Below are 23,201 nucleotides of genomic sequence, written 5' to 3'. Positions count from 1 at the left end.
GGCGCTCGGCGTCGGGGGAGGCACCGTCGCCGAGCAAGGTGGTCAGCGCGGCGTGTAGGCCGTGCCCGAGCCGAGGAACTTGGTGGTCGTCGCGTGTGCATCGAGTTCGGCCTGGGCGCGCCGCGCACTGTCGGTCGCTTCGGCGCGGAACTGGGCCGCGAGCAGCTGCTGGATCTGCAGCTGCTGCTTGGCGGCGAGCGCGAGTAGCTGATTGGTCGCCTGTACGGCCTGCAGCCCACCGACCGCGTTCTGGCTCCTCTCCGAGAGCTTGCCGAGCGTGGCGACGTCGGCCTCGACATTTTCGGCGATGTCGGCCTGGACCTTCATCGTGTGGCGGAAACCCGCCATCGCCGTGTCGAGCCGCGCCTTGGCCTGCGCCGCGATTGCGTTGGCTCCAGCCCGCGCGTCGAAGTCGGGAAAGAGCTTGCCGAACTGCTGGTCGACCTGACCGACCCGAAAGGCGACGCCCTGTGCCTGCTGGATCAGCTGGCCGATCTCCTTCATTCGCGCGGTCAGCTCGGCAAGGTCCGGAAACTCAGTTCGCGCCAGATTGAGCGCCTGGTTGCGCAGCATCTGCGCCTCGTTCTGGAGCTGCTGGATCTGCTGATCGATCATCTTCAGCGTGCGCGCCGCATTGGCGAAGGAATCCACATCGACGATCGCGATCTGGGCCTGGACGGGCGCGGGCACGACCATCGCAGCGACGCCGACGGGAAGCGCGGCACGGAGGAGCAAGGCAAAGGCGAAGCGGGACATGATGGTCACTCCTGGGGCAGGATGCTGGCGGTGCCGGCGAGGATCTCGGCTGCCCAATCCAGGCCGGCGGATTGGAGAAAACGGGCAGCGAAGTCTAAGCCGAGACCGGACGCCAACGCGGCATCGATCCGCTTCTGGCTGTCGGGATCGGAGGCGCCGCAGAGCGCCAGGGCGAGCGGCCCGAGGCCAAGCTCGAACAGCCGGTTGCCGCGCGCGGATTGCAGGTAATAGTGCCGCTTGGGCGCGGCGCGGCTGATCAGCTCGATCTGGCGGTCGTTGAGCCCGAAGCGCTGATAGGTCTCGCGCAGCTGCGGTTCGACCGCGCGGTCATTGGCGAGCAGGATCCGCTGTGGGCAGCTCTCGAGCAGCGCCGGGGCGATCGACGAGCCGGCGATATCGGCCAGGCTCTGCGTCGCGAAGACCACCGCGACATTCTTCTTGCGCAGCACCTTCAGCCATTCGCGGATGCGCGCAGCGAAAAGCGGATGGTCGAGGAAGATCCAGGCCTCGTCGAGCACCAGCAAGGTCGGCCTCCCGGTGAAGCGCGCTTCCAGACGATGGAAGAGATAGTGCAGCACCGGCGCGACCACGCTCGGCTGACCCATCAGCGCCTCGGTCTCGAAGCATTGCAGGTCGGCAAGCGCGAGATCGTCTTCGGCCGCATCGAGCAGCCGGCCATAGGGCCCTTCGAGCGTATAGGGCGCGAGCGCCACCCGCAGCGCCGCCGACTGGAGCAGCAGCGCAAGACCGGTCAGGGTGCGCTGCTCGACCGGCGCGGTGGCGAGGCTCTGCAACGCCGACCAGATCATGTCCTTGATCTCGGGCGTGGGCGCGACGCCTTCATGCGCGATCAGCGCAGAGATCCAGTCGCTCGCCCAGACGCGGTCGGCGGCGCGGTCGATGCGCCGCAGCGGCTGGAAGGCGAGGTTGTCACCAATACCGTCCAGCCCCAGCGCATGATGACCGCCGCCACAGGCCAGCACCGCCGCACGCGCCGATAGGCCCTTGTCGAAGATATAGACCTGCGCGCCTGGATAGCGGCGGAACTGCAAGGCGAGCAGCGCCAGCAGCACCGATTTGCCCGCACCCGTCGGCCCCACGACGAGCATATGGCCGACATCGCCGATATGGGTGGAGAGCCGGAACGGCGTGGCACCACTGGTCTCGGCATAGAGAAGCGGCGGACCGTCCAGATGGTCATTGCGCTCGGGCCCAGCCCAGACGCTCGACAACGGCATCAGGTGCGCGAGGTTCAGCGTATGGATCAGCGGCTGGCGGACATTGGCATAGGCATGGCCGGGCAGCGAGGAGAGCCAGGCCTCGACCGCGTTGACGCCTTCGCGACGAATGGTGAAGCCCAGACCGTTGACGATGCGCTCGACCGCGCGAACCTTGGCCTCGACCGCGGCACGATCGCGATCCATCACCGTCACGGTCGCGGTCAGATAGCCGAAAGCGACATGGTCCTGGCCGAGCGCCTGCAGTGCCGCGTCGCTGTCGGCGGCCTTGTTGTCGGCGTCGCTGTCGGTGAGCTGGGCCGGCTGGTTGTACATCACCTCGCGCAGCATCGCGGTCATCGACTTGCGCTTGTTGAACCATTGCCGACGGATGCGGATCAGCGCCTTGGTCGCCTCGGTCTTGTCGAGCGCAATGAAGCGCGTGACCCAGCGATAGGCGAAGTCCTGATGGTTGAGCGCATCGAGCAGCCCAGGCCGGCTCAAGGCCGGAAAGCCGGCGATGGTCAGCGTGCGGACATGGGTTTGCCCAAGCATCGGCTCGAGCCCGCCGGTCAATTCGGTATCGACGAGCAGGCCGTCGAGATAGAGCGGAGTCTCGGGCACCGCGACCGGATGGCTCCGCTCGGAGATGGCACGGTGGAGATAGGTCAGTGTCTCGCCGTCCTCCAGGGCGCGCATCTCGGGGAGCAGCCCGGACAGGAGATCCTGGATGCGATCGGTCTCGCCGACGAACTGGGCCAGTGCCTCGTGCCAGTCGCGCCCCTTCCCCTCCCCGCGATCGAGCATCGCCCGGCTTGCCGCGTCGGTGCGATCCGCCTCGGGCAGATATTGGAGGGTCAGATGGTATCGGCTCTCGAAATGGGCGCGGCCGCCTTCGAAGCCGGCGCGGCGTTCGGCATCGACCAGGGCCGACACGGGATCGGGAAAGTCGCTCTTGGGATAGCCCAGAGCCTCGCGGCGCTCGGCCTCGACATAGAGCACCCAGCCCGAGCCCAGGCGGCGCAGCACGTTGTTGGTCCTGGCGGAGATGCCGATCAGTTCGGCCTCGGTCGCGCTTTCGAGATCGGGCCCGCGAAAGGCGAAGCTGCGCTGGAAGCTGCCGTCCTTGTTGAGGATCACGCCCGGCGCGACCAAGGCCGCCCAGGGCAGATGGTCGGCGAGCCGATCGGCACGGTGCCGATATTCGCGAAGGTTCAACATGCGAAGCGTCCCTTCTGGCGGAGGTGCCGGAGCAGGATGGGCAGGAATTCGGGATCGCGGCGCGCGGCGAACACCGAGACGCTATGGCCGAGGAGCCAAAGCGCGACGCCGGCCAACCATTGCTGGAGCCCGAGGCCTACCGCTGCCGCCAGCGTGCCGTTGATGATCGCCAGGCCGCGCGGCGCGCCGCCCAGCAGGATCGGCTCGGTCAGCGAACGGAAGATCGGGACCTCGAACCCCTCGATAGGCTGGCCGGCGGCGTTCACGACAGCAGGGCCCCGCCGCCGAAGCTGAAGAAGCTGAGGAAGAAGCTCGACGCCGCGAAGGCGATCGAGAGGCCGAAAACGATCTGGATGAGGCGCCGGAACCCGCCGGCGGTCTCGCCGAATGCCAGCGTCAGGCCGGTGGTGATGATGATGATCACCGCGACGATCTTGGCGACCGGGCCCTGGACGGATTCGAGCACCTGCTGGAGCGGCTCTTCCCAGGGCATGCCCGCGCCCGACGCCTGCGCGGCGCCCGCCGCCAGCATCGCCGCCGCGACCATCGCGACACCCGACACGCGCGCAGATTTCATGCTACTGATTTTCATTAGGATACTCCTTGCGCTTGGGTGAACGGGGCAAAATCGCGGACCGCGTAGTTGCCGTCGGGGTCGATCCCGGCGAGCGCGGCGATGGTCTCGATGCGGCGCGCGGCACCGCGGCCGGCGATAAACACGACCAGGTCGATCGCCTCGGCGATCAGCCGGCGCGGCACGGTGACGACCGCTTCCTGGACAAGCTGCTCGAGCCGGAAGAGCGCGGCGAACGCGCTGTTGGCATGGACGGTGGCGATCCCGCCGGGATGGCCAGTGTTCCAGGCCTTGAGCATGTCGAGCGCCTCGGGCCCGCGCACCTCGCCGACGATGATCCGGTCGGGGCGCAGGCGCAGCGTCGACCGGACCAGATCGGCCATCGTCACGATGCCCGGGCGGGTGCGCAGCGCCACGGTGTCGGGCGCCGGGCATTGCAGCTCGCGCGTGTCCTCTATCAGGATGACGCGCTCGTCGAGCGAAGCCATTTCGGCGAGCAAAGCATTGGCAAGGGTGGTCTTGCCCGAGCTGGTGCCGCCCGCGACCAGGATGTTGCGGCGCTCGCGGATCGCCATCGCGAGCAGCGCCGCGCCTTCGTCCGACAATATGCCGTCGCGGACATAGTCGGCGAGCGTGTAGAGCCGGGTCGCAGGCTTGCGTATCGAGAAGCAGGGCCCGAGCGTCACGGGCGGCAGCACACCCTCGAAGCGCTCCCCGCCTCCGCTCCCGTGCGGCGGCAGCTCGGCCGAGACGATAGGCGCGTCGCCATGCGCTTCGGTGCGGGCATGAGTCGCCACTAGGCGAATGATCCGCTCGACCTGTTCGGGCTGGACGCGAACCTCGGTGTCGATCCGTCCTTCCCCGAGCAGGTCGAGCCTGAGCGCCCCATCGGGATTGACCATGACCTCGAGCACGCGCGGATCGTCGAGCGCGGCGGCGATCCCCGGCCCCATCGCGGTATGCAGCATCGCCCGGCGGCGATCGGCGGATTCGGCGCCGATCATGCTCATTGCTCGCCCTCCGGATCGAGCGTGCGCTTGCCCTCGGCGACGAGCCGGCCGACCTGGCCAACAAAGGCGTGGAAGCGGTCGCGGCCCAGGGCGCGGCCCACCTTGTCGTCCTCCCCCAAAGGCGGCGTGACGTTGAGGAAATAGCGCACCAGCAGCGCGAAGGATTCGAGCAGCACCTGTCCATCCCGTTCGATCCGCTCCAGCTGGTTGCTGATCCGGTCGAGGCGGACCTTGAGCAGGTCGTCGACCTCGCGGGCGCCCTGGCGCAGGAAATAGGCGCTGAGCGCGGCACTGACGATCGCCGACTTCGATCCGCCCGGCTTCCGCGCGAGCGCCTCGAGCTGCTCGGTGAGCGCCTCGTCGAGATAGAGATGGTGGCGCGGTTTCATCGCCGGCTCAGAAGCTCGGCACGAGGTCGTCATCGCGACCCTGGCCTTCGTTGAGGGCATGCGCCCGGGTGACTGCGTCCAGACCGCGCACGCGATCCATGGCGCGCTGGTCGACAGCGCCGTCTTCCTCTTCCTCGCCCAGCCCGAGCGGGTCGCCGGTACCGGCAGGCTCGCGTGCGACCGGAGCCTCCACGGCAAGGCCGGGATGCCGCTCCTGCTGGACACCGCCTTCGTCCGCGGCGGCGGCAGCTTCGGCTGCGCCCGAATTGTTCGCTTCCGTCGCGCCCTCGGCATCGGCATCGGAATTCCCGGTCTCGGCCGCACCCTGGGCGTCAGCCAGCAAGCGGATGTCGGTCATGCGCGCAACGGTGCCCCAGTCGTCGGGTCGCGGCGCCGGACGGTCGCCATGGCCGGTGTCGGCAAGCGGGGGCGGCGGGCAGATCCGCGCGCTGAAGGCAGGGTCCTCGAAATAGCGCAGCTTGTTGGCGCGGATCGGGGCGAGCCCCGAGACCAGGACGAGCTCGTCGCCGGCGGGCAGCTGCATCACCTCGCCGGGAGTCAGCAGCGGCCGGGCGGTCTCCTGGCGGCTGACCATGACATGGGCGAGCCAGGGTGCGAGACGGTGCCCGGCATAGTTGCGCATCGCACGCTGCTCGGTCGCGGTGCCGAGCGCGTCGGATATCCGCTTGGCAGTCCGCTCGTCATTGGTCGCGAACGCCACGCGGACATGGCAATTGTCGAGGATGGCGTTGTTCTCGCCATACGCCTTGGAGATCTGGTTGAGCGACTGGGCGATCAGATAGGCGCGGATGCCGTAGCCGGCCATGAAGGCGAGCGCGGTCTCGAAGAAGTCCAATCGGCCCAGCGCCGGAAACTCGTCGAGCATCATCAGGAGCTGGTGCCGGCGGCCGCCGCGATCGGCGTCGAGCCGCTCGGTAAGCCGCCGCCCGATCTGGTTGAGGATGAGACGGACCAGTGGCTTGGTCCGCGAGATGTCGGACGGCGGGATGACCAGATAGAGCGATACCGGGTGCGCCGCCTCGACCAGGTCGGCGATCCGCCAGTCGCAGGTCGAGGTCGCGAGCGCGACGGTCGGATCGCGGTAGAGCCCCAGGAACGACATGGCGGTCGACAGCACGCCCGAACGCTCATTGTCCGACTTGTTGAGCAATTCGCGCGCGGCCGATGCGACCACCGGATGGACCCGCGGGGCATCGGCGGTTCCCAGATGGTTGGTCGCCATCATCCGCTTCAGCGTATCGACGAAGGAGCGCTGCGGATCGGACAGGAAGGTCGCGATGCGGGCGAGCGTCTTCTCTTCCTCGGCATAGAGGATGTGGAGGATCGCGCCGACCAGCAGCGAATGGCTGGTCTTTTCCCAGTGCGAGCGCCGCTCGAGCGCGCCTTCCGGATCGACCAGGATGTCGGCGATATTCTGAACGTCGCGGACCTCATGGTCGCCGCGGCGGACTTCGAGCAGCGGATTGTAGCGCGCCGAGCATGGGTCGGTGGGGTTGAACAGCAGGCAGTGCGAGAAGTGCGACCGCCAGCCCGCGGTCAGCTGCCAATTCTCGCCCTTGATGTCGTGGACCACCGCCGAGCCGGTCCAGCTGAGCAAGGTCGGCACGACAAGGCCGACGCCCTTGCCCGAGCGCGTCGGCGCAAACGCCATGACGTGCTCGGGGCCGTCGTGGCGCAGATAGCGCCCGCGCAGCCGTCCCAGGAACACGCCGGCATCGCCACGCAGTCCAGCGGCATGAACTTCCCGCGGCGTCGCCCAGCGTGCCGAACCATAGGTGGTGACGTTCTTCGCATGCCGAGACCGCCACAGCGATCCCACGATCGTCGCAGCGCAGCCGAAAAAGCCGCTCGCGCCGGCAAGCATCCCCGCCTTGTCGAACACGTGCGGCGCATAGGCGTCATAGTGGAACCACCAGCCGAACAGCGCCCAGGGCTTGTAGAACCGGTAGCCATCGACGCTGAACCAGGCCGGGCCCAGCGCGGGCTGATAGCCCAGCATCGCCGCAGCCCACTGCGTCGCCGCCCAGACGCCCAGCATCATGATCGCGAACACGATCAGGATCTGGCCGATAAGGAGCTTGGTTGGTGTCATGTGGCCCTCGCGGGGCTGCGCGGATACGCGCGGCCCGGGAGCCAAATCTGCGCTGGGCGCTCGGAATCTCTTACGGCCCTTATGTACGCCTTGGTACGCCTACGCCCGCACCGAATATCGCTAGCGAAGCTTGGAGGCAGTCCTCATCAACGGCGCGCTCGACCTAACTGCTGCGCAGCGATCCAATCGTATCAAGGACGCGGACGATCTTATCTGCACCCTCTGGCGTCTTGTCCCAAAGGCTGCGGAGGCTAGCCTCAAGCCTCCGCCAAGCAACATTCTCTTCGCTCGCATCGAGCGGAGCGTTTTCCATGTGCATGCCGAGGGCCTTGCAAATCTGCACAACGCCGCCCCCAATCGTCTTGAATTCTCCTCGGCAGATTCGCCCGACCTGGCTGGGGTGAACGCCTGTCAAATCCCCGATTTCTGTGTCGGATAAAGGACTATTCGCCCGAGCGACGGCGATCTGCTGGCGCAGCACCGAAATCTCTTCTGAGGTTGCCTTCATGCTAATTTGCATGTAGCTATTCTTGCAAATTTGCAAGAGGGTAAGATGATGGCGAACGAAATCCGCTTCTACCGCGCGAGCGAGAAGCCCTATGGCGCTTTCAGCAATCTCTATCGGCGCGAGATCGAATTTGAGGGTGAAACCTTCCCGACGAGCGAGCACGCCTATCAGGCTGGCAAGCCGCGCAAGCCTGCAGTTAAGGAATGGCTAATGAAGGCCCCCTCGCCCGCCTTGCTCGCCATGGCGGCACATGGACTTTATTATTGGGACGTGGCGCCAGGCTGGTCGACGTCAAAGTACGATCGGATGCGCGGCGTGCTTCGCGCAAAGTTCGAGCAACACCCAGACCTCAAAGAACTGCTTCTCTCAACCGGAACCGCTCGCCTCGTTGAAAGCGCGACCGTCGACAACGAGGTCAATCGACTTTGGGGTGAAGTGAATGGCGTGGGCAAGAACATGCTCGGCGTCATGCTCATGGAGTTGCGTACGGAACTGCGTTCCGGCGGCATCGATGAGAACCGGATTCAGGCCGCGGCCTGATCTCAACCCCTAGAAATCGTAGCGGGCGCCGCCCAGTAACGACCGCACATAGGCCGCATCGCGGTGCTTGAAGAGGCCACGCGCACCCGCAAAGCCGCAATTCTCGGCAGCAAGGCGCTGACCGGCGACAACTCCGGACATCAAGTCATGGATACTCAAGCTGTGCCGCACGGAAGCCGGTCGCGCCAGCAACCAGTCAATCAAACCAACACTGACCATATCACCGGACCCGCAGGCATCCATGACTATCGCTGCCGGGATCGCCGCACTCCATACGCGTTCGTGACCATGACGGACTTCAAGACCGTCTTCGCCGTGCGTGACGATCGCTATGGCAGCACTCGCTGCCACGCGCTCATCGAGCTCCGCACCCAGCCGATCTGACGAATATTTCAGAATCGATGTCAGTGCCAGTGCTTCATCGAACAATGGCCCATCAAAGATCGACGGTTCGAAATATATGATCGCACCGCCTAAATGCGCCCTCTCCATGGCGTCCAGGATCGCAGGCGATAGCCGATCCGCGTAGAAGAGCGTGCAATCTTCAAAGGCATGCAGGGAGGATTGAACTTCCGCGGGGCCAATGGGCTCGTACCGGGGGTATTCCTCAAGCGTCTCGTGACAAATGAAACTGAAGCTGTGCTGCCCCGACAAAGTGTCGAGTTCCTGACGCAGGACCGGTGAACGACGACCCTCATGCTGGTAGATGTAGCGCGTGTTCGCGCCGGCGAGGCGAAATTCATCGATCAGCTGCGCGCCGATCTCGTCGTAGCCAAGCGAAAGAACGGGCGCGACCTGCCGACGAAGCATCGCGAGCGACACAAGGACATTGCCGCACGAGCCGCCCAGCGCCTCCGCAGTGAAATCACCATCCGCGTACAACCGATCGAGGACCGTAAAGCCGGTGCCAACAACATCGATCGAATCACGCCGCTGGAGCATCATGTTCTCCATTTGTACCCATTTCGCAAAAACTATCGAGTCCGAGCGCAGATACGTTGATACGAACGATCCCATGAACGTCACGTTGCACGGAGCCGAGCAGGCGCAACAAAGCTTCCGGACCGGTAAGCTCCGCTCCAAACAACGACCAGCATCCCTCGTGCCGTCCACAAACGGTCCCCACGCTGACCCCGAGAGAATGCGACAGCAACTCGTGATCATTGCCGGAGCGGGCGCCGCTGTCGCCGACGCACAGCACCGCGGAATCCTCCGGCAGACCGTTTCGCACCCGGTCTATTACGGTCTTTTTTGAAGTGCCCGCGGCGAAAAAATCGATGCTGTGCCCAGAGCGGGCGAATTTGACCCTGCCCGATTCGACCGGAGCACATGCCTTCAAGGCAGTGAAAAATGCCCCATTATCCACCAGATTCTCGAGCTTCACCGATATCTGCACGTTGCTGAACCGCCCCCCAAACTCCCCAACAAATAATTGCGGCTGAGCTTGGAGCCAAGCAAAGGTTTCGGCGAGATCCGCGTCGATCGGCGGAGGCGCTTTCTCTATATCGACCGTCAGCGGTTGGACATAAGCGCCGTTGTAGTAACCCATCGTCACGCGCGGATGGAGCTCCGCGGGAAGCACCTCGCGCAATGCTTTCCCACCGGAATCGCCTCGTCCCGTCGCGATGCCCAACCTCACGCCGATAGAATCGAGACGCACCAGCTCGTCCACGATCTCCTTACGCGGCGTGCCGTACCGCTCCTCGTCGCTGATGATCGTGCCGTCATAGTCGAGCACGATCCCACCGATCGCGGCGCAGGAAAGCGCCTCGCGTCGTTCAGCGGCAGCGGCCCTGATCGATCGCCCCGCCCCATCGGCCTCGTCTCGCGCCAGAAGTGCGGCTTGCTTGTGGCGAATTGCAGGACTCAACTCACGAGAAACCGTCAACAATCCATCGTCGTCGTAGAGCGCGCGACCAAAGTCCCCGATACCCGGTTTGCCAGGATCAATGCCAACTGCCGCGCCCATCGACTCTACGATCGTCAGCCCCTCGACTAGGCCGATCGCATTGCGCAGGCGTCCGCCGTCGCCGAAATCAAGCGAAGTGTTGCGCACATCCGGCAGGATTGCCGCGGCTCGTTCCCAGAGTTTGAGGGTCTCGTGCCCCGTCAGCGCAACAACAAATGTCTCTCTCGATCGATGATGCAACCAGCTATGTCGGCCATGGGCGAAGTTTCGCACGTCGGTTAGCTGTACCGGGCCGATAGCCGCCTCCCACGCCGAGGTCTCGATGAGTTCTGCGATCGCGCGAACCCCCGGATCGGCAATGAGCAGTAGCAGGTCGTTGCGGCCCAAATCTGCAAAGCGGACGCGCATCGTGGCGCGCGCCTCAGGCGCCAGCGCCAACGCGATATCCTGCAGAGCCCGGGCCGCCAATCCCTCTCCAATAGGGTCGTCGCAGACCTGATCGGCGGCAAGAAGGAGCGCCACCACCGACCCGACGAGTGAATGGGTGGCAAGAAAGCCATCCTTGGTTTCAATGACGGGCACTTCGAATATTTCCGAGCCAGCCTGCGCGCGCGCTGCAACCGCCGCAGATCCGGCGACGTTGCGCGTCAATACACGCACCGCCGCACCCCTGGCCCGCGCGGCGATTACGCTTGCGACGCTGTCCGGATTGTCGGCTCCAGCACTGAATAACCACACGTCATGCGCGGCAAGATCACGGTTTCCCAAAACGAACTCGACCGGGGTCACAACCTCGGTGCCCTGAGCAAACAGCGTCTCACGGCAACGCGCAAAATACCGGGCGGTGATCGCCGAACCACCCGACCCAATCGCGATTGTCGGCCGAGCGCGGCCGCCGCGTAATGCCCCTGCAAGAGAATCGAGATTGGTTGCCGCGACAAGCTCGGCAGTGCCCAAAAGGGTGTCGAGCTTCTCAGCAAATCTGGTCATGATGTCTCTTGATCAGCGCTTGGGGTTTCATCTGCCTCTAGAACCGCCGGCTCGATTTCGCGGTAGGCAGGACCAGAGAGCAACAGGTGAACCACCATGTCCGGCTCCGTGGCGCCCTTTGGCTTGGCGGGATCGAAGTCATAACGGACTGTCTCGATATATTGGACCGGCAGGTCATGTTCGAGCGCCGCCATTAGCGCACCGGCCGCCATGACGCGACTACCGATCGGAGACAATACGATGGAAGGAGAAAACACCCCGTCGACTGTTTCGTCGTACCGTGCCTTCAGAGTGCTGAGCGTGCGATAGCAATCGAGGGGATTGTGCTCGGATACGTAAACCAAGTCGCGAGGATCGACCTGCCACTCATCGACGAGCTGCGCTTCATATTCGGCTATCAGTGTGTCGGCGCGGCGAGGGTCACGGGCGGGAAACGGCACCACGGGACAGATCTTATAGGTCTCGCCGACAGATCTCCCGATGTCGTTCAGCGCCGCTGACCGCCCCTTGGCGAGCTGTGGAATCCAGATCCGAGCGACATCGAGCAGGCTCCCGCTTTGATCGACGCCGGCGAAGCCGCGCACCGCCATGGGCCGGTCGCCGGGCTCGCTGGCAATCTCGTCGTCGAGTTCGGGATTGGACGCGATCATAATGTGGAAGGCGATGTCGCGGCTTTCGCAATGCTCCAGCAGCAGCTTGGCAGCCGGAAATCCGATCCCGATCGAGAGCGCCGTCATGTCGAGGACAATGTCGGTGATATTGGCTGGGATGACGTAACTGCCGATAACCGCTGCGATACGCGCGCCGGCGACGGGCGCGTTGTCGTTGCCGAAGATCTCAACCGATTGAACGTCGCTCAAAGGCACGGTCGCGCGCAACGCTTTCGCATTGCTCTCGGCAGCGGTCACAAGGCCTGCATCGGGCGTTCCTCGCTCCTCACGGATAAAGAGCCCCTGCAGCCGGCGACCGAGAGTTCCGGCAAGCAGTGTCGCGATCTGCCGCGAGCGCGGATCGAAACCGGCTGCCGCCACGAGCAGGCAACGGCGATCCAGCTCGCTGAAATACTCTCCGATGAAGGTCCCCACCTGGTCGTCAAAATGAGCGACGCAGTTCTGCCAGTGCGGGCGCGCCATCTCAGCCTCCGATCTCGCGCAGATAGGCGAGGTCCCTTTCAAGGAACCCTCCGCGGCGCAGGGTTAGGCCGTGAGCCAGACAAACAATCCCGCTCATCTCGATCAGGCACCAGCTTTTGCCGCCCTGACCATATTCGCGCGTCACTTCGATGGCGCCATGCGCAACCGCGTACTTCAGGACCAGCGCAAGCTCGTCCGAAGACACGAGCAATTCACCGATATCCTTTTCGAGGATGCCGATCGCGTTCGCGCCATACCCCAGCCGGGCGTTGGGAGTGAGCGAGACCTCCCGGCATTCGCGCCCGATATGGTCGACGATCGCGCGCACATGACGCGCGAACGGGAAGGCCCAGCCGTCCATGATCTCGATCGCTTTGTTCCGCAGCACATCCTGCTGGGCAGGAGCAAGCAAAGCTAGCGAGCGCCCACGAATGGCCTGCGTTTCCATGCGTGCCACGAGCGCGCCCGCGAGTTGAAGAAACAACTCGGCGTTCTCGTTGCTTGAGTCGCAGATCGTGTCGAACCCATAGTGCAGTGCCCGGCCGGAAAGCTCGTTCAAATGCAGCCGGGCCGCTTCCGCCACGCCCGCATCGGCCTTGAGGGGCGTCTTTGGGTCCGGATCAAAATCCTCGAACAGCGAAACCTGCATACTGCTGACACGGTTCGCATAACGCGCCATCAGAATTCGTATCATCGCTAGCCCAACCTCGGTCTCGCGATCACCTGATTGCGCGCCCGTGAAATAAGCCGAAACCAGCGCCTCGATGCTCTCGCGTCGCGCCGGCGTGACTTCGAAACGGCGCTGGTCGCGATCGACCTGGGCTGAAAGCTCCCTCAATTTCGCTTCCGATAATCGAGGCGGCTCGTCGGGTACGAGGCGTCGAAATTGGGTAGCATTGCGATTTCGGAACGCTTGAACTCGCGGCAAATAGCGATCCGCCATGTCCGCCGCCATTTCGCGGAAACGTTTGCGCTCCTTTGCGCGATTTTCCCCGCCCTGCATGAAGACGTCGATAAAATCCCGATCCGGCTTCAAATTGTGCGTCGCGAGACTCTTCGCCGAACGAAACACAGCACTTGGGCTCAGGGCATCGAGCCGCATCATCAGCCAGCGCCCGAACTTGATCTCACGGCGTGCCAGTGCAGTGAACATTTGCTCGAACTGGTCGGGATGAAGCGAATGGACGTCATCCAGCATGGCGACGGGCCTGACGATATGCCGCTCGCCCATCCAGTCGATCTCGATCTCCTGGATGCATTCGAACGGCTGATAGGGATCGATCGCCTCCCGTGGCAAATCATCTATCTTCGGTGGGAGGAGGCTGGCGCCAATCGAATAGATCGCGCGCTGAACCTCCAATGCGCGATCGCGGATTCCCGCCGCCGTCAATCCGCCGATCTGCTCAAGCTGTGCTTCAGACGCGTCGCGCGCAATGAAGCGAATGTCCTCGAGTTTGCGATGATCACCATTGGTCAATCCGCGCAACAGCGCGAGCATGGTCCGCGCCTGAACGAGCCATAGCGCCAGCTTGGTCTTGATCGCGTCGTCGTACGGGAGCTCCCAGAAGTCGCGATATTCGGACTCCATCGGCACGCGCACCGCCGCAACTCTCGGCTTACCGTCCTCCAGGAAACCCGCGCCGGCCAGCGCCTGCGCCAGGTCCTTGTTGGTCTCGCTGGTGAGGTCGCGCAGAATCGCTTCGACCAACCGAAATTCCGCGAGCATGGCGAGCATGGTCTTGCCGCTGCCTGGAGCGCCGAGAATGCGCACCGGCAAGTCGAATAGATCCGGTTTGCGCGGATGGTTGGTCAGGAATGTCGTGAGCGGCGCGGGACTGACGATTTCGAGGAACGTCGTGTCATCGCGGATGAACTCCGTGGCGCGCCGCAGGAAAGGGTTCGCCATGGATCAGCCGTGCCTGTCGCGGCGACGGAACAAGGGCCGCATCGCCGGCCCGTGCTCCCCACCGGGGGTCTCGGCCCAGAGCAACGGGATGCTATTGTTCGGTGTGTTATGCTCAAGCACGAGCGGCAAGGCGCAATTGGCATAGCCCATTTTGAGGTCGGTTTGCTCCGCTTCACCGGCATGTTCGATCAGCCGCAAAAAAAGACCGTGATCATAGTATTTCTCGCACAGGGCGATCATCGCGTCATCCGTACCCGGACTTAGCTTGAGACCCGCCGGGAGCAAGGTCCCTTCGGTGATCGAGATGGAGCCATAGGTGCGGTCGGCCCAAGCAGCGTTCGCATCCTCGGTTCGCTTGAGCAACGCTTCGCGCGCCTGGGTGGTCGACACATAGTGGTGAATGTGCAGGGCATAATTGTCCGCGATCGGAAATTTATCCTTCAGAGATTCGCGCGCGTTGCCAACCATCTTATTGAATTTCTGGAGCTTCCCCTTCCACTCGTCATCCTTGAAGCGGATGAAGGTCGTGCCCGACGCGGTAAAATCGTCGATCAGATATACCTGTTCGAACTTCTCGTCGTTTGGATCGCGCTCCCGAATTTTTTTTCCCAAGTCGGTCCACTTTTCGGGCCCGATGTTCATCATCGGCACGACCTGTTCCTGCGAGATGCGGCTCGAATTGGCGCGCCGTAGGATGTCGATCCGGCTGCCATCGCTCAAACCCACAAAGAGGGTTCGGCGCAGGATTCGCTCGAACGCCTCGCTCCCCTCCCGATTTCCCCAGACCTCATGGGGTTGGATTCCCGCCTTCTCCGCGGCGAGCCGGCGGAAAAATGGGGTCACGGTTTCGGGGAAAAATGCCTCGATCGCACGCTGCATCTCGGCACCTGAGATATAGACCAGCCGGTGTTTCACGAAATCATATGCGGTTTGCCGGTCCGCCGGCTCGAACTGCTTGAGCCATGTGGCGAGATTCTCGATAAACCGCGATCCGGCGCGGAAATCGCTGTAGCCGTCATATTTCACAGACGCCATCAGCTGCAGCCAATTATATTCAGAGGTCGCCACACCGTCATCCGACCAGTCCATGATGTTGGCGATTAGTTTCAGCCCCAGCAGGTTCATGTTTTCGCCTGATCTCGACCCGGATCTCAGGTCGTCCCCCAGCGCGACTATTACCGCTCGATGACTGCTTCGCAACGCGCTTCGTAATCGAGGCGAAAATTGAACGAATTCAATTTGGTCCGAAACGAACCAAACCATCGAATTTTCGTCATTCTCACCACAGGGACAATCGTCGATCTAAGCCGCCCAGTTAGGCGTTGCGCCGGATCACCAGCTTCTGAGTGCCGCAAAGGCTGCACTCAGCCTTCCGCCGCTCGAATCCATCCGTGCCGGCCAGCTCGCGTGTCTTGTGGTTGGCGTGCTGGCGAATGCTGAGCTGAAGTTTCTCGGTGATGCAGTCGTCGCAGACTGCCTCCGGAGACAGGCGCGTCACGAATTTGGCGACATCGTCGAGGACGGTCATGTCGGTTCGCCCCGGAGGCGCTCGTCGCAGGCGGTTCGCACGAGATCCTGGAGGATCGTCACGCGCTCGATCAGCCAAGCCAGTTCCTCGGCCGTGATCTTGTAGTGGGGCGAATAGCGCGCATCGACATAAGCGCGACGCAGTAGCTCGAAGCAGCGCTGCGCGAACTTGGTGTCGCGGGGCCAGGCGGCGATCACGCGGGGTTCCAGTTCCTCGCATAGGTCGCGCAGGAAATTCAGCTTGTGCGACTTCGGGCTGTATAGCGTCCGGACCAGCAGAAGGCAGTGATAGAAGCGCTCAGTTGCCTGATGCAGCAGAAAAGCGGCCTCGTTCAGGCGTCCTTTTCCCGTCGCGTAACGCGATGTGTCAAGGAATCCCTCTGCGCTGGGAAACCACTTGTCGAAGTATCCCCGCGCTTCCTCCACTGCCGCGGCTTCGGAAAGCGGTTCCGGTTGCGCAAACGGATGGTCAGGCGCCTCGTACAGCGCGATCCCATCCCGCACGATGTCGGTGAAGAAGTAGCGGCCGTGCTTCAGCTGGCGGTTCACGTCGGTCAGGCTGTGGACGATGAAGCCGACTTGGGTCTTGAGCCGCTTGGTCGTGACATATTCGCGCACGAGATGGTCCTCGGCTGCGGTCCAATATTCCGCGACGTCGGCCAGCTCGTCATGGTTCACGACGACGAGCAGATCGAAATCCGAGAAATAGCCGCCGACCGGATCCTCGACCCAATCGCCGCGCGCATAGGATCCGAACAGGATGACCTTGAGGATGCGCCCGGCCTTGCGGTGCGGCGCGTTGCGCCCGGCGAGCGCGTCCTCGAATTCCTCGAACAGGATCTTCACGACCTGCTCCAGCTCGCGCCGCTTGCGTTCGGGAAGGTGATCGAGGTCGGTTTTCATAGGCCTAGGTTCGCGTGTTCGCACGCCGATGCAAGCCCAAATGGCATCACATCGGCAGCGCCAGCTGATCCTCGCTTGCTGTGTCCGGGATATGCCAGAGGCCATGCACGATCGCGCGCGCCAAGGCATCCGCGGCCTGCGCGCGCAGGCGACCGTCCGGCATGGTGATGCCGACGCGCGCCCAGCCGGGCGCGCCGAGGATGGCCGTCGAGATCGCCTCTACGGGTGGTGCGGGCATGAGTCGTTCCATGCCGCAAAAATGGCACAAACCAAGAACATTGCCAAGTCACGAGATCGATGGCCCACGGCCGCGATCTACCGTCCAGGAGACGCCGCGTTCGCGCATCATTCCGGATATCGGCTTGCCAATCCGATGCTCGAGCACCGGCCGCCACGGCACCAGCGTGAATTCCTTGGCTTTTGCGACCACGCCATAGCGACCGCTCGCCGTATCGACATGGCGGCGCAGCACGCCCTCGACCTGCGTGCCCGGCCTGGCCTCGACGAAGCGCAGGCCGAGCTCCTCGCCCAGCTGCCCGGCGACGCCCAGCAGTTCGCGGCGGCGCAGCTGCTCGATCAGGTCCGGGCGGAAGACCGGCGCCCCGCCCTTCTCCTCCGCCAGGCCTTCCGCCATCAGCCAGCGCAGGCGCAGCCGCTGCGCCTCGCGCGCCGCCGCACCGAACCCAGCCTCGCCCAGCGGTACCGGATCCGCCGATGTCAGCTGTCGATCCAGCCAGGTCGCGCCATCGGCACCCACCTGCTGCTCGATCGGCAGGCGCGACAGGATCTCGACCGCGACGGGCCGGTCGCGCAGCTGCCGCTGCTCGAACGCTTCGGCGCGGGCGAGATGATCGGCGGCGATGCGCCAGCCGCCGTCAGGCTCGCGCTCGACGATCCCCGCCAGCCGGCGCATCGCCTCGAGCCGACGGACATGCGTCTCGGCAATGGCCTGCGTGGCCGACGGATCGTGGCGCAGGTGAAGGTCGACGCTGTAGCGCCCGTCATGGGCAGCGGCGACCTCGGCGACGACGCGGTCCGCGGGCCGGACTTGGGCCACCCGCGGCTCGATCCGGACGACCGCGCCTTCAGGCAGCGGCTCGAGCGCGTCGCCGCGACCGATATCGACACGATGGATGCAGCCATCGGTCGCATCGACGAGCAGATAGTGACGGTCGCGCAGCTCGTCGGATAGGCCGCGCCCCAGGACGCGGCCCACCACCGGCCGGGGTTCGAGGCGCGGCACGAACCGGGCAAAGTCCTGTTCCTGTGCCTCCGGTGACTGCCGCACCAACACGCGGTGCATCGCCTTGATGATGTCGCCGCGCTCGCCCATTTCGCGCAGCGTCGCCTCCAGGTCGGGGTCGAGCCGCCAGCGGCCCGGCACCGACTGTTCGGCAAGGCCCATGCGCTCGAGCCTGGCGAGCCTGCCGGTGAGTGCGGCCTGCAGCACCGGCGACTGATGCGCCGGGCTGGTCCAGCCTTCCTCGCCGATGCCGGCGACGAGCTGGCGATCCAGACTCGTCCAGCGATCCTGCTCGACTTCTCGGAGAAGCCGGCGCTGGATCTCACGGTCGGACCGTGGCCCCAGATCGAGTTCGACGATCTCCGCGGCGCGCTCGCGCATGCCGGTCGAGAGATATTCGCGGGCAAGGACCAGATCCTTGCCGCTGTCGTCGCGTCCGCGCAGCAGGATATGGGTGTGCGGATGGCCGGTGTTGAAATGGTCGACCGCGACCCAGTCGAGCCTAGTGCCCAGATCCGCTTCCATCTGCGCCATCAGCCTGCGGGTCAGCGGTTTGAGGTCGGTATATTCGGCGCCATCCTCGGCCGAGACGATGAAGCGGAACTGATGCCGGTCGTCGGCCGCACGGTCGAGGAACGCCTTGCCGTCCACTTCGTCCTGCTCGGCGCCGTAGAGCCTGCCGGGATCACCCTCGCGGGTGACACCGTCACGCTGAAGATAGCGCAGATGCGCGCGGGCACCCTGCATGCCGCGCCCGGCGAGCCGAGCCACGCGCGACTTGATGATCACGCGGCGCTGACGGAACCGCCCGAGCGCATCGCGGCTGGCAAGGATGCGGCCGGCGCCTGCCCCGCGCCCGATCCGGCTGCCGTGGAAGGTCCGCCCGACCACCTTGCCGGTCGTCGCGAGCGCCGCCGCCTGAAGCACCTGATGGAGATATTTCCGGCCGCGCGTCGAACCCCGCGCCCGCATCCTGCCGAGCCGGGGTTCGAATTCCTCGTCGTCGCTCATTGGAAGTCCGCATGGGGCAGCGCCCGGGAAGCACCCGATCGCAGCACGCCCACGCCTATGGCGCCATAAGAATGGCCAATTTCCGCGGTTCTCCGGCGAGATAGCGCCATCGCCAAACGACATGGCGCCAAACCAAGGATCGCAAAAACGATGTGCAGACAAGCACTTGCCGCCCAGACAAGGGCGGCATGGTGCCATTGCTTTATCTTGCCTTCGCCCTTCTCCCGCTCCTTCCCCTGCCCACCTCCGACCACCTGCCAATGACCTCCCGCCCCGCCCGCCTTCCGATCCGGCGCGAACGTCGCGCAAACCTGGTCGAAACGAGGCGCCAGCCGCATCATTTCGGCGGCACCGATCGCCCTTGCAGGGGCACGAACAAGCCTCCGGCCGGCGCCGAAATCGACGTGGAATCGCCCTGCCCCGGCGCGCGATTGAGCGGGAAGAACAGGGTCACGCGAGGGGCTACAGGCGCCGTGAAAGCCGGCGCCGGGACGCCTGGCGGCGTGTCCCCGGCGATCCGCGCCAGATAAAGTCTGGTCTCCTCGGGCAGGCGTTTCCCCGACCGCAGGAGCGCCGCATAGCGTTCCGGCCCTGCATTATAGGCGGCGAAAAGACCGGGATAACCGAACCGGTCGTACATCAGCCGCAGATAGGCCGTGCCCGCCAGGATATTGTCGCGGGGAAGATGGGGATCTGGCCCGAGCGCGTAGCGCCGGGCGATGTCGGCATAGGTGGCAGGCATCACCTGCATCAGCCCCATCGCGCCCTTGGGACTGGTGATCGGGCGGCCGCGGAGCAGCGCATGGCCGCCACTTTCGGCGCGCATCACCCGGTAGATCCAGTCGACCGGAATGCCGAACCGCGCCGACGCCTCGACGATCAGCGGATGCCATAGCGCGACAGGATCGGCTTTCGCCTGTGCGGCGACCGCGGCCGGGGCAACCGCCACGATCGCGATCAGCGGCCCCATAGGGGCACCGCCTTGCCGAGGATATCGCCGGCGTGGACGGGGCCGAAATAGCGGCCATCGAACGACGCGGCGGCGGGCATGAGGAGCAGATATTCGTCGACGCCGAGCGGCCTGCAGCCGCGCCACCAGGGCATCGGCCGCCCCGATGGATCGCGCGCCAAGCGCCGCGCCGCCTCCTGCCCGTTGACCGAAATCACAGCACCAATGGCACAGACGCGGTCGCCAGGCACCGCCGCGACGCGCTTTACCAGCGGCACATTGGCGGGGACGTAGCGGCGCTCGGCGGCGAGCGCGCGGACCGCCAAAGGCGTTCGCGCCGCGACCATGTCGTCGCGCGCCAGCGGTGCGCCGGGCGAGACGGCATAGAGCCCCATCGGTGCGCTCGCGGAGACATTCCACACCAGTCGCGGCACCGGCGAGAACATGGGCGGGACCATAATCGCGGCGGCGCCGGCGAGGCCGAAGGCGAGCAGGCGCAGGCGCCGGTTGCGCGCCTGGCGCTTGCGCCGGCGCGCGTCTTCCCAACGGAAGAGCGGAAGATCGCCGGGGCTACGCATCGCGCGTGGTCGCGTGCGATTTGGCCTCCGACCAATGGTCGAGATCGGCGATATGATAGCGGACATAGCGGCCGTGCTTGCGAAAGCGCGGGCCGCCGCCTCGGGTACGCATCTTCTCCAGCGTGCGCGGGGAAAGCCCCACATAGAGCGCAGCCTGGGCGGCATTGAGGAAGGGACTTCCTCGCCGTGCCTGGGCGGCCCGGGCGTTCTCGTCGTCCATTGCGCCGACTGCCTCGTTCTGGTGGCGGCAGCGGGAATCGCCGTCGCTGCGGCGGGGATCGGCGAACGGGGGCGGCGATCGGAGGCTCGAAGAACGGCCCCCCGCGAATTCGATCCACTCAAGCAAGCGGCGTGCCCGAGCGCGCCCCGTCCGATGCGGTCCGGCGAATGGAAGCCCCGCCACGGTCACCCGCGGCGGGGCCGGTCGACCGGTCAGCGCGACCAGATCATGGCGTGTTCGCCGCCCTCGGATTCGACCAGCGTCGCATAGATCGGCGCCGGCAGGCTGGGGTCGTCGAGCTTGACCGAGAGATAGTCGCGATCCTCCTTCGAGGTCTTGCGCCAGGCGGCCCCGATCTCGATCTGGCCGACATGAACCCGGTAATCGGGCGCGCGGTCGTGGTCCTTGGTCGAGGGGCGGATGCTGGCTTTCAAGTTGAGCGAAAGGGTCTTGATGGTGCCCGCGAAATTGCCGTTTTCGTCGCGGGTGAAGGTGCCGATCTGAGCCATGATTGTCTCCTGTCCTTGCCTCGAGACCGCCCGATGCGGCCTCGATGGCGTCGATCAGGCGAGGTGGCGGCCGGTCCGCACCCGAAGGGCCGGAGCAACGCGGAGGACCGCGAAAGTCCGAGTTTCTTGCTGCGCGAGGAGCCGCGAAGCGGCGGGGAAGAAAGTCGGCGAAGCCGTTGCGGGCATGAGGCCGAGGGCCCGGGTACCGGGCCCGCTCCGCTTCGCCAGACAGCCCAATCGAGAAAGGCCGCACGGTGTCCAGGCTGGACAGATGTCGGAGAAACGAAAGAAGCTTCAGGCGTGCCGATCGGGCAAACGGCAGCGCATCAACATCGCCCAGTGTGGTCGGCCAGGCATTGGCTAGGTCATGAACCGTAAACGCCCGCTTTCCGCGCGAAGGCGAAACGGCCGATAATGGGTGGTTAGCGGACAGGGCGCTTTACGGATGATGTCTTCGAAAGCGGACATTGTCATGGGTCCGCGCAGACGCGTATGTTTTTGCTTTCGACCGGGAACCAGCATGTACCAGACACTCGTCGTCAAGCTCATCGCCTGGGTTGCCCTCCTCTCGTCCGCAACAGCTGCTACCAGCGACGACAGGCCGATCGATGGCCGTTTCGATGTAGGTGGGCGCTCGATACGCATAGCCTGCAAGGGCACAGGCAGTCCCGCCGTGGTGATCGACGCGGGCATGGGAACGGCGCCTGTCGAAGACCCGGGCTGGCAGGCCATTGCTGACCAGGTGGCCACGGTTACGCGAGTTTGCCTATACGATCGGGCGGGGCTCGGCGGGAGCGATCCGGCACCGTCAGGGTCGCGCTCCAGCCTCGATTTCGCAGCCGATCTGCACGCCGCGCTGTCCTCCGCCGGGATAAAGGGGCCCTATCTTCTGGTTGGCCACTCGGTAGGCGGGCTCCACGCGCAGGTGTTCGCAGCCAAATATCCATCCGACACCGCCGGGCTCGTGCTGGTGTCGACGACGCATCCCGATCAATTTTCGAAATGGCTCGCGCTGTTGCCCGCACCCGCCCAGGGCGAGGAAAAGGCCGTCACCGACGCACGCTCCTTCCTCATCACCATGCAGACAGATCCCAGTAAGAACGAAGAACGCCTGGATATGCGGGCAAGCGCCAGGCAAGCACATCTCCTCACCTCGCTCGGCAGCAAGCCGGTCATTATCGCTACGCACAGCCCCCGCTTCCGGATGGTGCCGGGATTGTCGGAGCCGCTCGCCGTCAAGCTGGAAGACGCAACGCAGCGCATGCAGCGCGGATATCTGTCGCTGTCGACCAATGCGCATCAGAACGTTGCCGAACGCGCCGGCCATGGCCTGCCGCACGAAGCACCGAAGTTCGTAGTCGACAGCATCCTTCAAGGTGTCGCGGCGGTCCGGGAGCACGTAGTTCGATAATGGGTCCGCGCGGCCGTCGCGCCCCGAGCCCCGGCGCGAAAGCGTTTGGCTAGTCCGCTTTGAAGAACGCATTTCGTTTCATCTAACTCTGTTGAAAGGCCGCTAGTGGGTGGGAAAGCGAACTGGCGGCCCCGGGCGCGTAAGCACCACCCCGTGCCGGTCAGATTTCGCGACGAAAGTGGAACGTGGGCGAGTTGCGCGGTATGATAAGTGTATGTGGAGAACGGCCCAACCTTTGCGGTTCAGGATCATTTTCTCAGCCGCGGCGGGGGCGGTCGTGCTCTCGGCTTGCGCAATAATTGCCGCATCCGGATTGCTCGCTGGAAAGCAGCTGACCGGACCACCCAACTCAGGCGCGATCTACAGCAGTGGCGGCTTCCACTGCCCTGGCGACGGTCCGAACCGGATCCACTACCACACGTGCCAAGGCGGCTCCGTCTCTCTGCCAAAGGGGCGTCGCCCGTCCGACTATCCGGACACAACTGCTAATTAGCTGGGGTATTCCGCTTTCGGGACCCGTTCGAATGGATGCCGACGTCCGCAACTGGGCGGCTCCTGTCAGGCTGCCTTTTAGCCGCCGGGAA

General features: G+C 64.7%; 24 protein-coding genes. 2 read left to right on the top strand and 22 right to left on the bottom strand.

Features of this window, described 5'->3' with window-relative positions:
- Positions 1 to 42: 42 nt before the first annotated feature.
- From trbJ to HNP52_RS22000, 8 genes are all read right to left on the bottom strand, one after another.
- Positions 43 to 756 carry a P-type conjugative transfer protein TrbJ gene (gene trbJ, locus HNP52_RS22035; protein WP_184170930.1) on the bottom strand — a complete coding sequence of 238 codons (714 nt, stop codon included), beginning with the start codon at positions 754 to 756 and terminating at the stop codon, positions 43 to 45.
- A gap of 5 nt (positions 757 to 761) precedes the next feature.
- A complete protein-coding gene (gene trbE, locus HNP52_RS22030) occupies positions 762 to 3,194 on the bottom strand; it encodes a conjugal transfer protein TrbE (RefSeq protein ID WP_184170927.1) in 2,433 nt (810 codons plus the stop codon).
- Complete coding sequence (locus HNP52_RS22025; protein ID WP_184170924.1) at positions 3,188 to 3,460, bottom strand: VirB3 family type IV secretion system protein; 273 nt, start codon at positions 3,458 to 3,460, stop codon at positions 3,188 to 3,190. The genes trbE and HNP52_RS22025 overlap by 7 nt, the downstream gene beginning before the upstream one ends.
- Positions 3,457 to 3,786, bottom strand: coding sequence for a TrbC/VirB2 family protein (locus HNP52_RS22020; RefSeq protein WP_221416618.1), 330 nt, complete (start codon positions 3,784 to 3,786; stop codon positions 3,457 to 3,459). The genes HNP52_RS22025 and HNP52_RS22020 overlap by 4 nt, the downstream gene beginning before the upstream one ends.
- Complete coding sequence (trbB, locus tag HNP52_RS22015; RefSeq protein ID WP_184171301.1) at positions 3,786 to 4,772, bottom strand: P-type conjugative transfer ATPase TrbB; 987 nt, start codon at positions 4,770 to 4,772, stop codon at positions 3,786 to 3,788. Before trbB ends, HNP52_RS22020 begins: the two co-directional genes overlap by 1 nt.
- Positions 4,773 to 4,774: 2 nt before the next feature.
- Positions 4,775 to 5,167 (bottom strand): CopG family transcriptional regulator, encoded by a 393-nt coding sequence (locus HNP52_RS22010; protein ID WP_184170920.1) that lies wholly within the window; start codon positions 5,165 to 5,167, stop codon positions 4,775 to 4,777.
- A gap of 7 nt (positions 5,168 to 5,174) precedes the next feature.
- The gene (locus tag HNP52_RS22005; RefSeq protein ID WP_184170917.1) at positions 5,175 to 7,280 is read right to left on the bottom strand and encodes a conjugal transfer protein TraG; all 2,106 of its coding nucleotides are present in this window, start codon (positions 7,278 to 7,280) and stop codon (positions 5,175 to 5,177) included.
- A gap of 163 nt (positions 7,281 to 7,443) precedes the next feature.
- Positions 7,444 to 7,788, bottom strand: a complete 345-nt coding sequence (locus HNP52_RS22000) for a hypothetical protein (RefSeq protein ID WP_184170914.1) — start codon at positions 7,786 to 7,788, stop codon at positions 7,444 to 7,446.
- A gap of 48 nt (positions 7,789 to 7,836) precedes the next feature.
- On the opposite strand from HNP52_RS22000, the gene HNP52_RS21995 reads away from it, so the two are divergent.
- Positions 7,837 to 8,328 carry an NADAR family protein gene (locus HNP52_RS21995; protein ID WP_184170911.1) on the top strand — a complete coding sequence of 164 codons (492 nt, stop codon included), beginning with the start codon at positions 7,837 to 7,839 and terminating at the stop codon, positions 8,326 to 8,328.
- Positions 8,329 to 8,337: 9 nt separating this feature from the next.
- On the opposite strand, the gene HNP52_RS21990 is transcribed toward HNP52_RS21995, so the two are convergent.
- The 14 genes from HNP52_RS21990 to HNP52_RS21925 form a co-directional block, all read right to left on the bottom strand.
- Entirely contained in the window at positions 8,338 to 9,282 is a 945-nt protein-coding gene (locus HNP52_RS21990; protein WP_184170908.1) for a carbohydrate kinase family protein, read from the bottom strand.
- Positions 9,254 to 11,227 carry an HAD hydrolase family protein gene (locus HNP52_RS21985; RefSeq protein ID WP_184170905.1) on the bottom strand — a complete coding sequence of 658 codons (1,974 nt, stop codon included), beginning with the start codon at positions 11,225 to 11,227 and terminating at the stop codon, positions 9,254 to 9,256. Before HNP52_RS21985 ends, HNP52_RS21990 begins: the two co-directional genes overlap by 29 nt.
- Positions 11,224 to 12,360: a hypothetical protein gene (locus HNP52_RS21980; protein ID WP_184170902.1), complete on the bottom strand. Its 1,137-nt coding sequence runs from the start codon at positions 12,358 to 12,360 to the stop codon at positions 11,224 to 11,226. The genes HNP52_RS21985 and HNP52_RS21980 overlap by 4 nt, the downstream gene beginning before the upstream one ends.
- 1 nt (position 12,361) lies before the next feature.
- Positions 12,362 to 14,266: a hypothetical protein gene (locus tag HNP52_RS21975; RefSeq protein WP_184170899.1), complete on the bottom strand. Its 1,905-nt coding sequence runs from the start codon at positions 14,264 to 14,266 to the stop codon at positions 12,362 to 12,364.
- 3 nt (positions 14,267 to 14,269) lie between these two features.
- A complete protein-coding gene (locus HNP52_RS21970) occupies positions 14,270 to 15,391 on the bottom strand; it encodes a hypothetical protein (protein WP_184170897.1) in 1,122 nt (373 codons plus the stop codon).
- A 190-nt stretch (positions 15,392 to 15,581) separates the two neighbouring features.
- Positions 15,582 to 15,794: a hypothetical protein gene (locus HNP52_RS21965; RefSeq protein ID WP_184170895.1), complete on the bottom strand. Its 213-nt coding sequence runs from the start codon at positions 15,792 to 15,794 to the stop codon at positions 15,582 to 15,584.
- Positions 15,791 to 16,696 carry a HEPN domain-containing protein gene (locus tag HNP52_RS21960; protein WP_184170892.1) on the bottom strand — a complete coding sequence of 302 codons (906 nt, stop codon included), beginning with the start codon at positions 16,694 to 16,696 and terminating at the stop codon, positions 15,791 to 15,793. The genes HNP52_RS21965 and HNP52_RS21960 overlap by 4 nt, the downstream gene beginning before the upstream one ends.
- A gap of 46 nt (positions 16,697 to 16,742) precedes the next feature.
- Positions 16,743 to 16,934 carry a DUF6771 family protein gene (locus tag HNP52_RS21955; RefSeq protein ID WP_260396325.1) on the bottom strand — a complete coding sequence of 64 codons (192 nt, stop codon included), beginning with the start codon at positions 16,932 to 16,934 and terminating at the stop codon, positions 16,743 to 16,745.
- A 48-nt stretch (positions 16,935 to 16,982) separates the two neighbouring features.
- Positions 16,983 to 18,950, bottom strand: coding sequence for a relaxase/mobilization nuclease RlxS (rlxS, locus tag HNP52_RS21950; RefSeq protein WP_184170886.1), 1,968 nt, complete (start codon positions 18,948 to 18,950; stop codon positions 16,983 to 16,985).
- Positions 18,947 to 19,291 carry a hypothetical protein gene (locus tag HNP52_RS21945; protein WP_184170883.1) on the bottom strand — a complete coding sequence of 115 codons (345 nt, stop codon included), beginning with the start codon at positions 19,289 to 19,291 and terminating at the stop codon, positions 18,947 to 18,949. Before HNP52_RS21945 ends, rlxS begins: the two co-directional genes overlap by 4 nt.
- Positions 19,288 to 19,920, bottom strand: coding sequence for a lytic transglycosylase domain-containing protein (locus tag HNP52_RS21940; RefSeq protein WP_184170880.1), 633 nt, complete (start codon positions 19,918 to 19,920; stop codon positions 19,288 to 19,290). The genes HNP52_RS21945 and HNP52_RS21940 overlap by 4 nt, the downstream gene beginning before the upstream one ends.
- Complete coding sequence (locus tag HNP52_RS21935) at positions 19,908 to 20,477, bottom strand: S26 family signal peptidase (protein ID WP_184170877.1); 570 nt, start codon at positions 20,475 to 20,477, stop codon at positions 19,908 to 19,910. The genes HNP52_RS21940 and HNP52_RS21935 overlap by 13 nt, the downstream gene beginning before the upstream one ends.
- Entirely contained in the window at positions 20,470 to 20,697 is a 228-nt protein-coding gene (locus tag HNP52_RS21930; RefSeq protein WP_184170874.1) for an AlpA family transcriptional regulator, read from the bottom strand. Before HNP52_RS21930 ends, HNP52_RS21935 begins: the two co-directional genes overlap by 8 nt.
- Positions 20,698 to 20,909: 212 nt before the next feature.
- Positions 20,910 to 21,206, bottom strand: coding sequence for a DUF736 domain-containing protein (locus tag HNP52_RS21925; protein ID WP_184170871.1), 297 nt, complete (start codon positions 21,204 to 21,206; stop codon positions 20,910 to 20,912).
- Between the two features lie 520 nt (positions 21,207 to 21,726).
- On the opposite strand from HNP52_RS21925, the gene HNP52_RS21920 reads away from it, so the two are divergent.
- Positions 21,727 to 22,617 (top strand): alpha/beta fold hydrolase, encoded by an 891-nt coding sequence (locus HNP52_RS21920; protein ID WP_184170868.1) that lies wholly within the window; start codon positions 21,727 to 21,729, stop codon positions 22,615 to 22,617.
- Positions 22,618 to 23,201: the final 584 nt, after the last annotated feature.

It is taken from the genome of Sphingomonas kyeonggiensis, assembly GCF_014204495.1.
In the GTDB taxonomy this organism is placed as follows: domain Bacteria; phylum Pseudomonadota; class Alphaproteobacteria; order Sphingomonadales; family Sphingomonadaceae; genus Sphingomonas; species Sphingomonas kyeonggiensis_A.
This window is presented reverse-complemented; position numbering and strand designations above follow the sequence as displayed.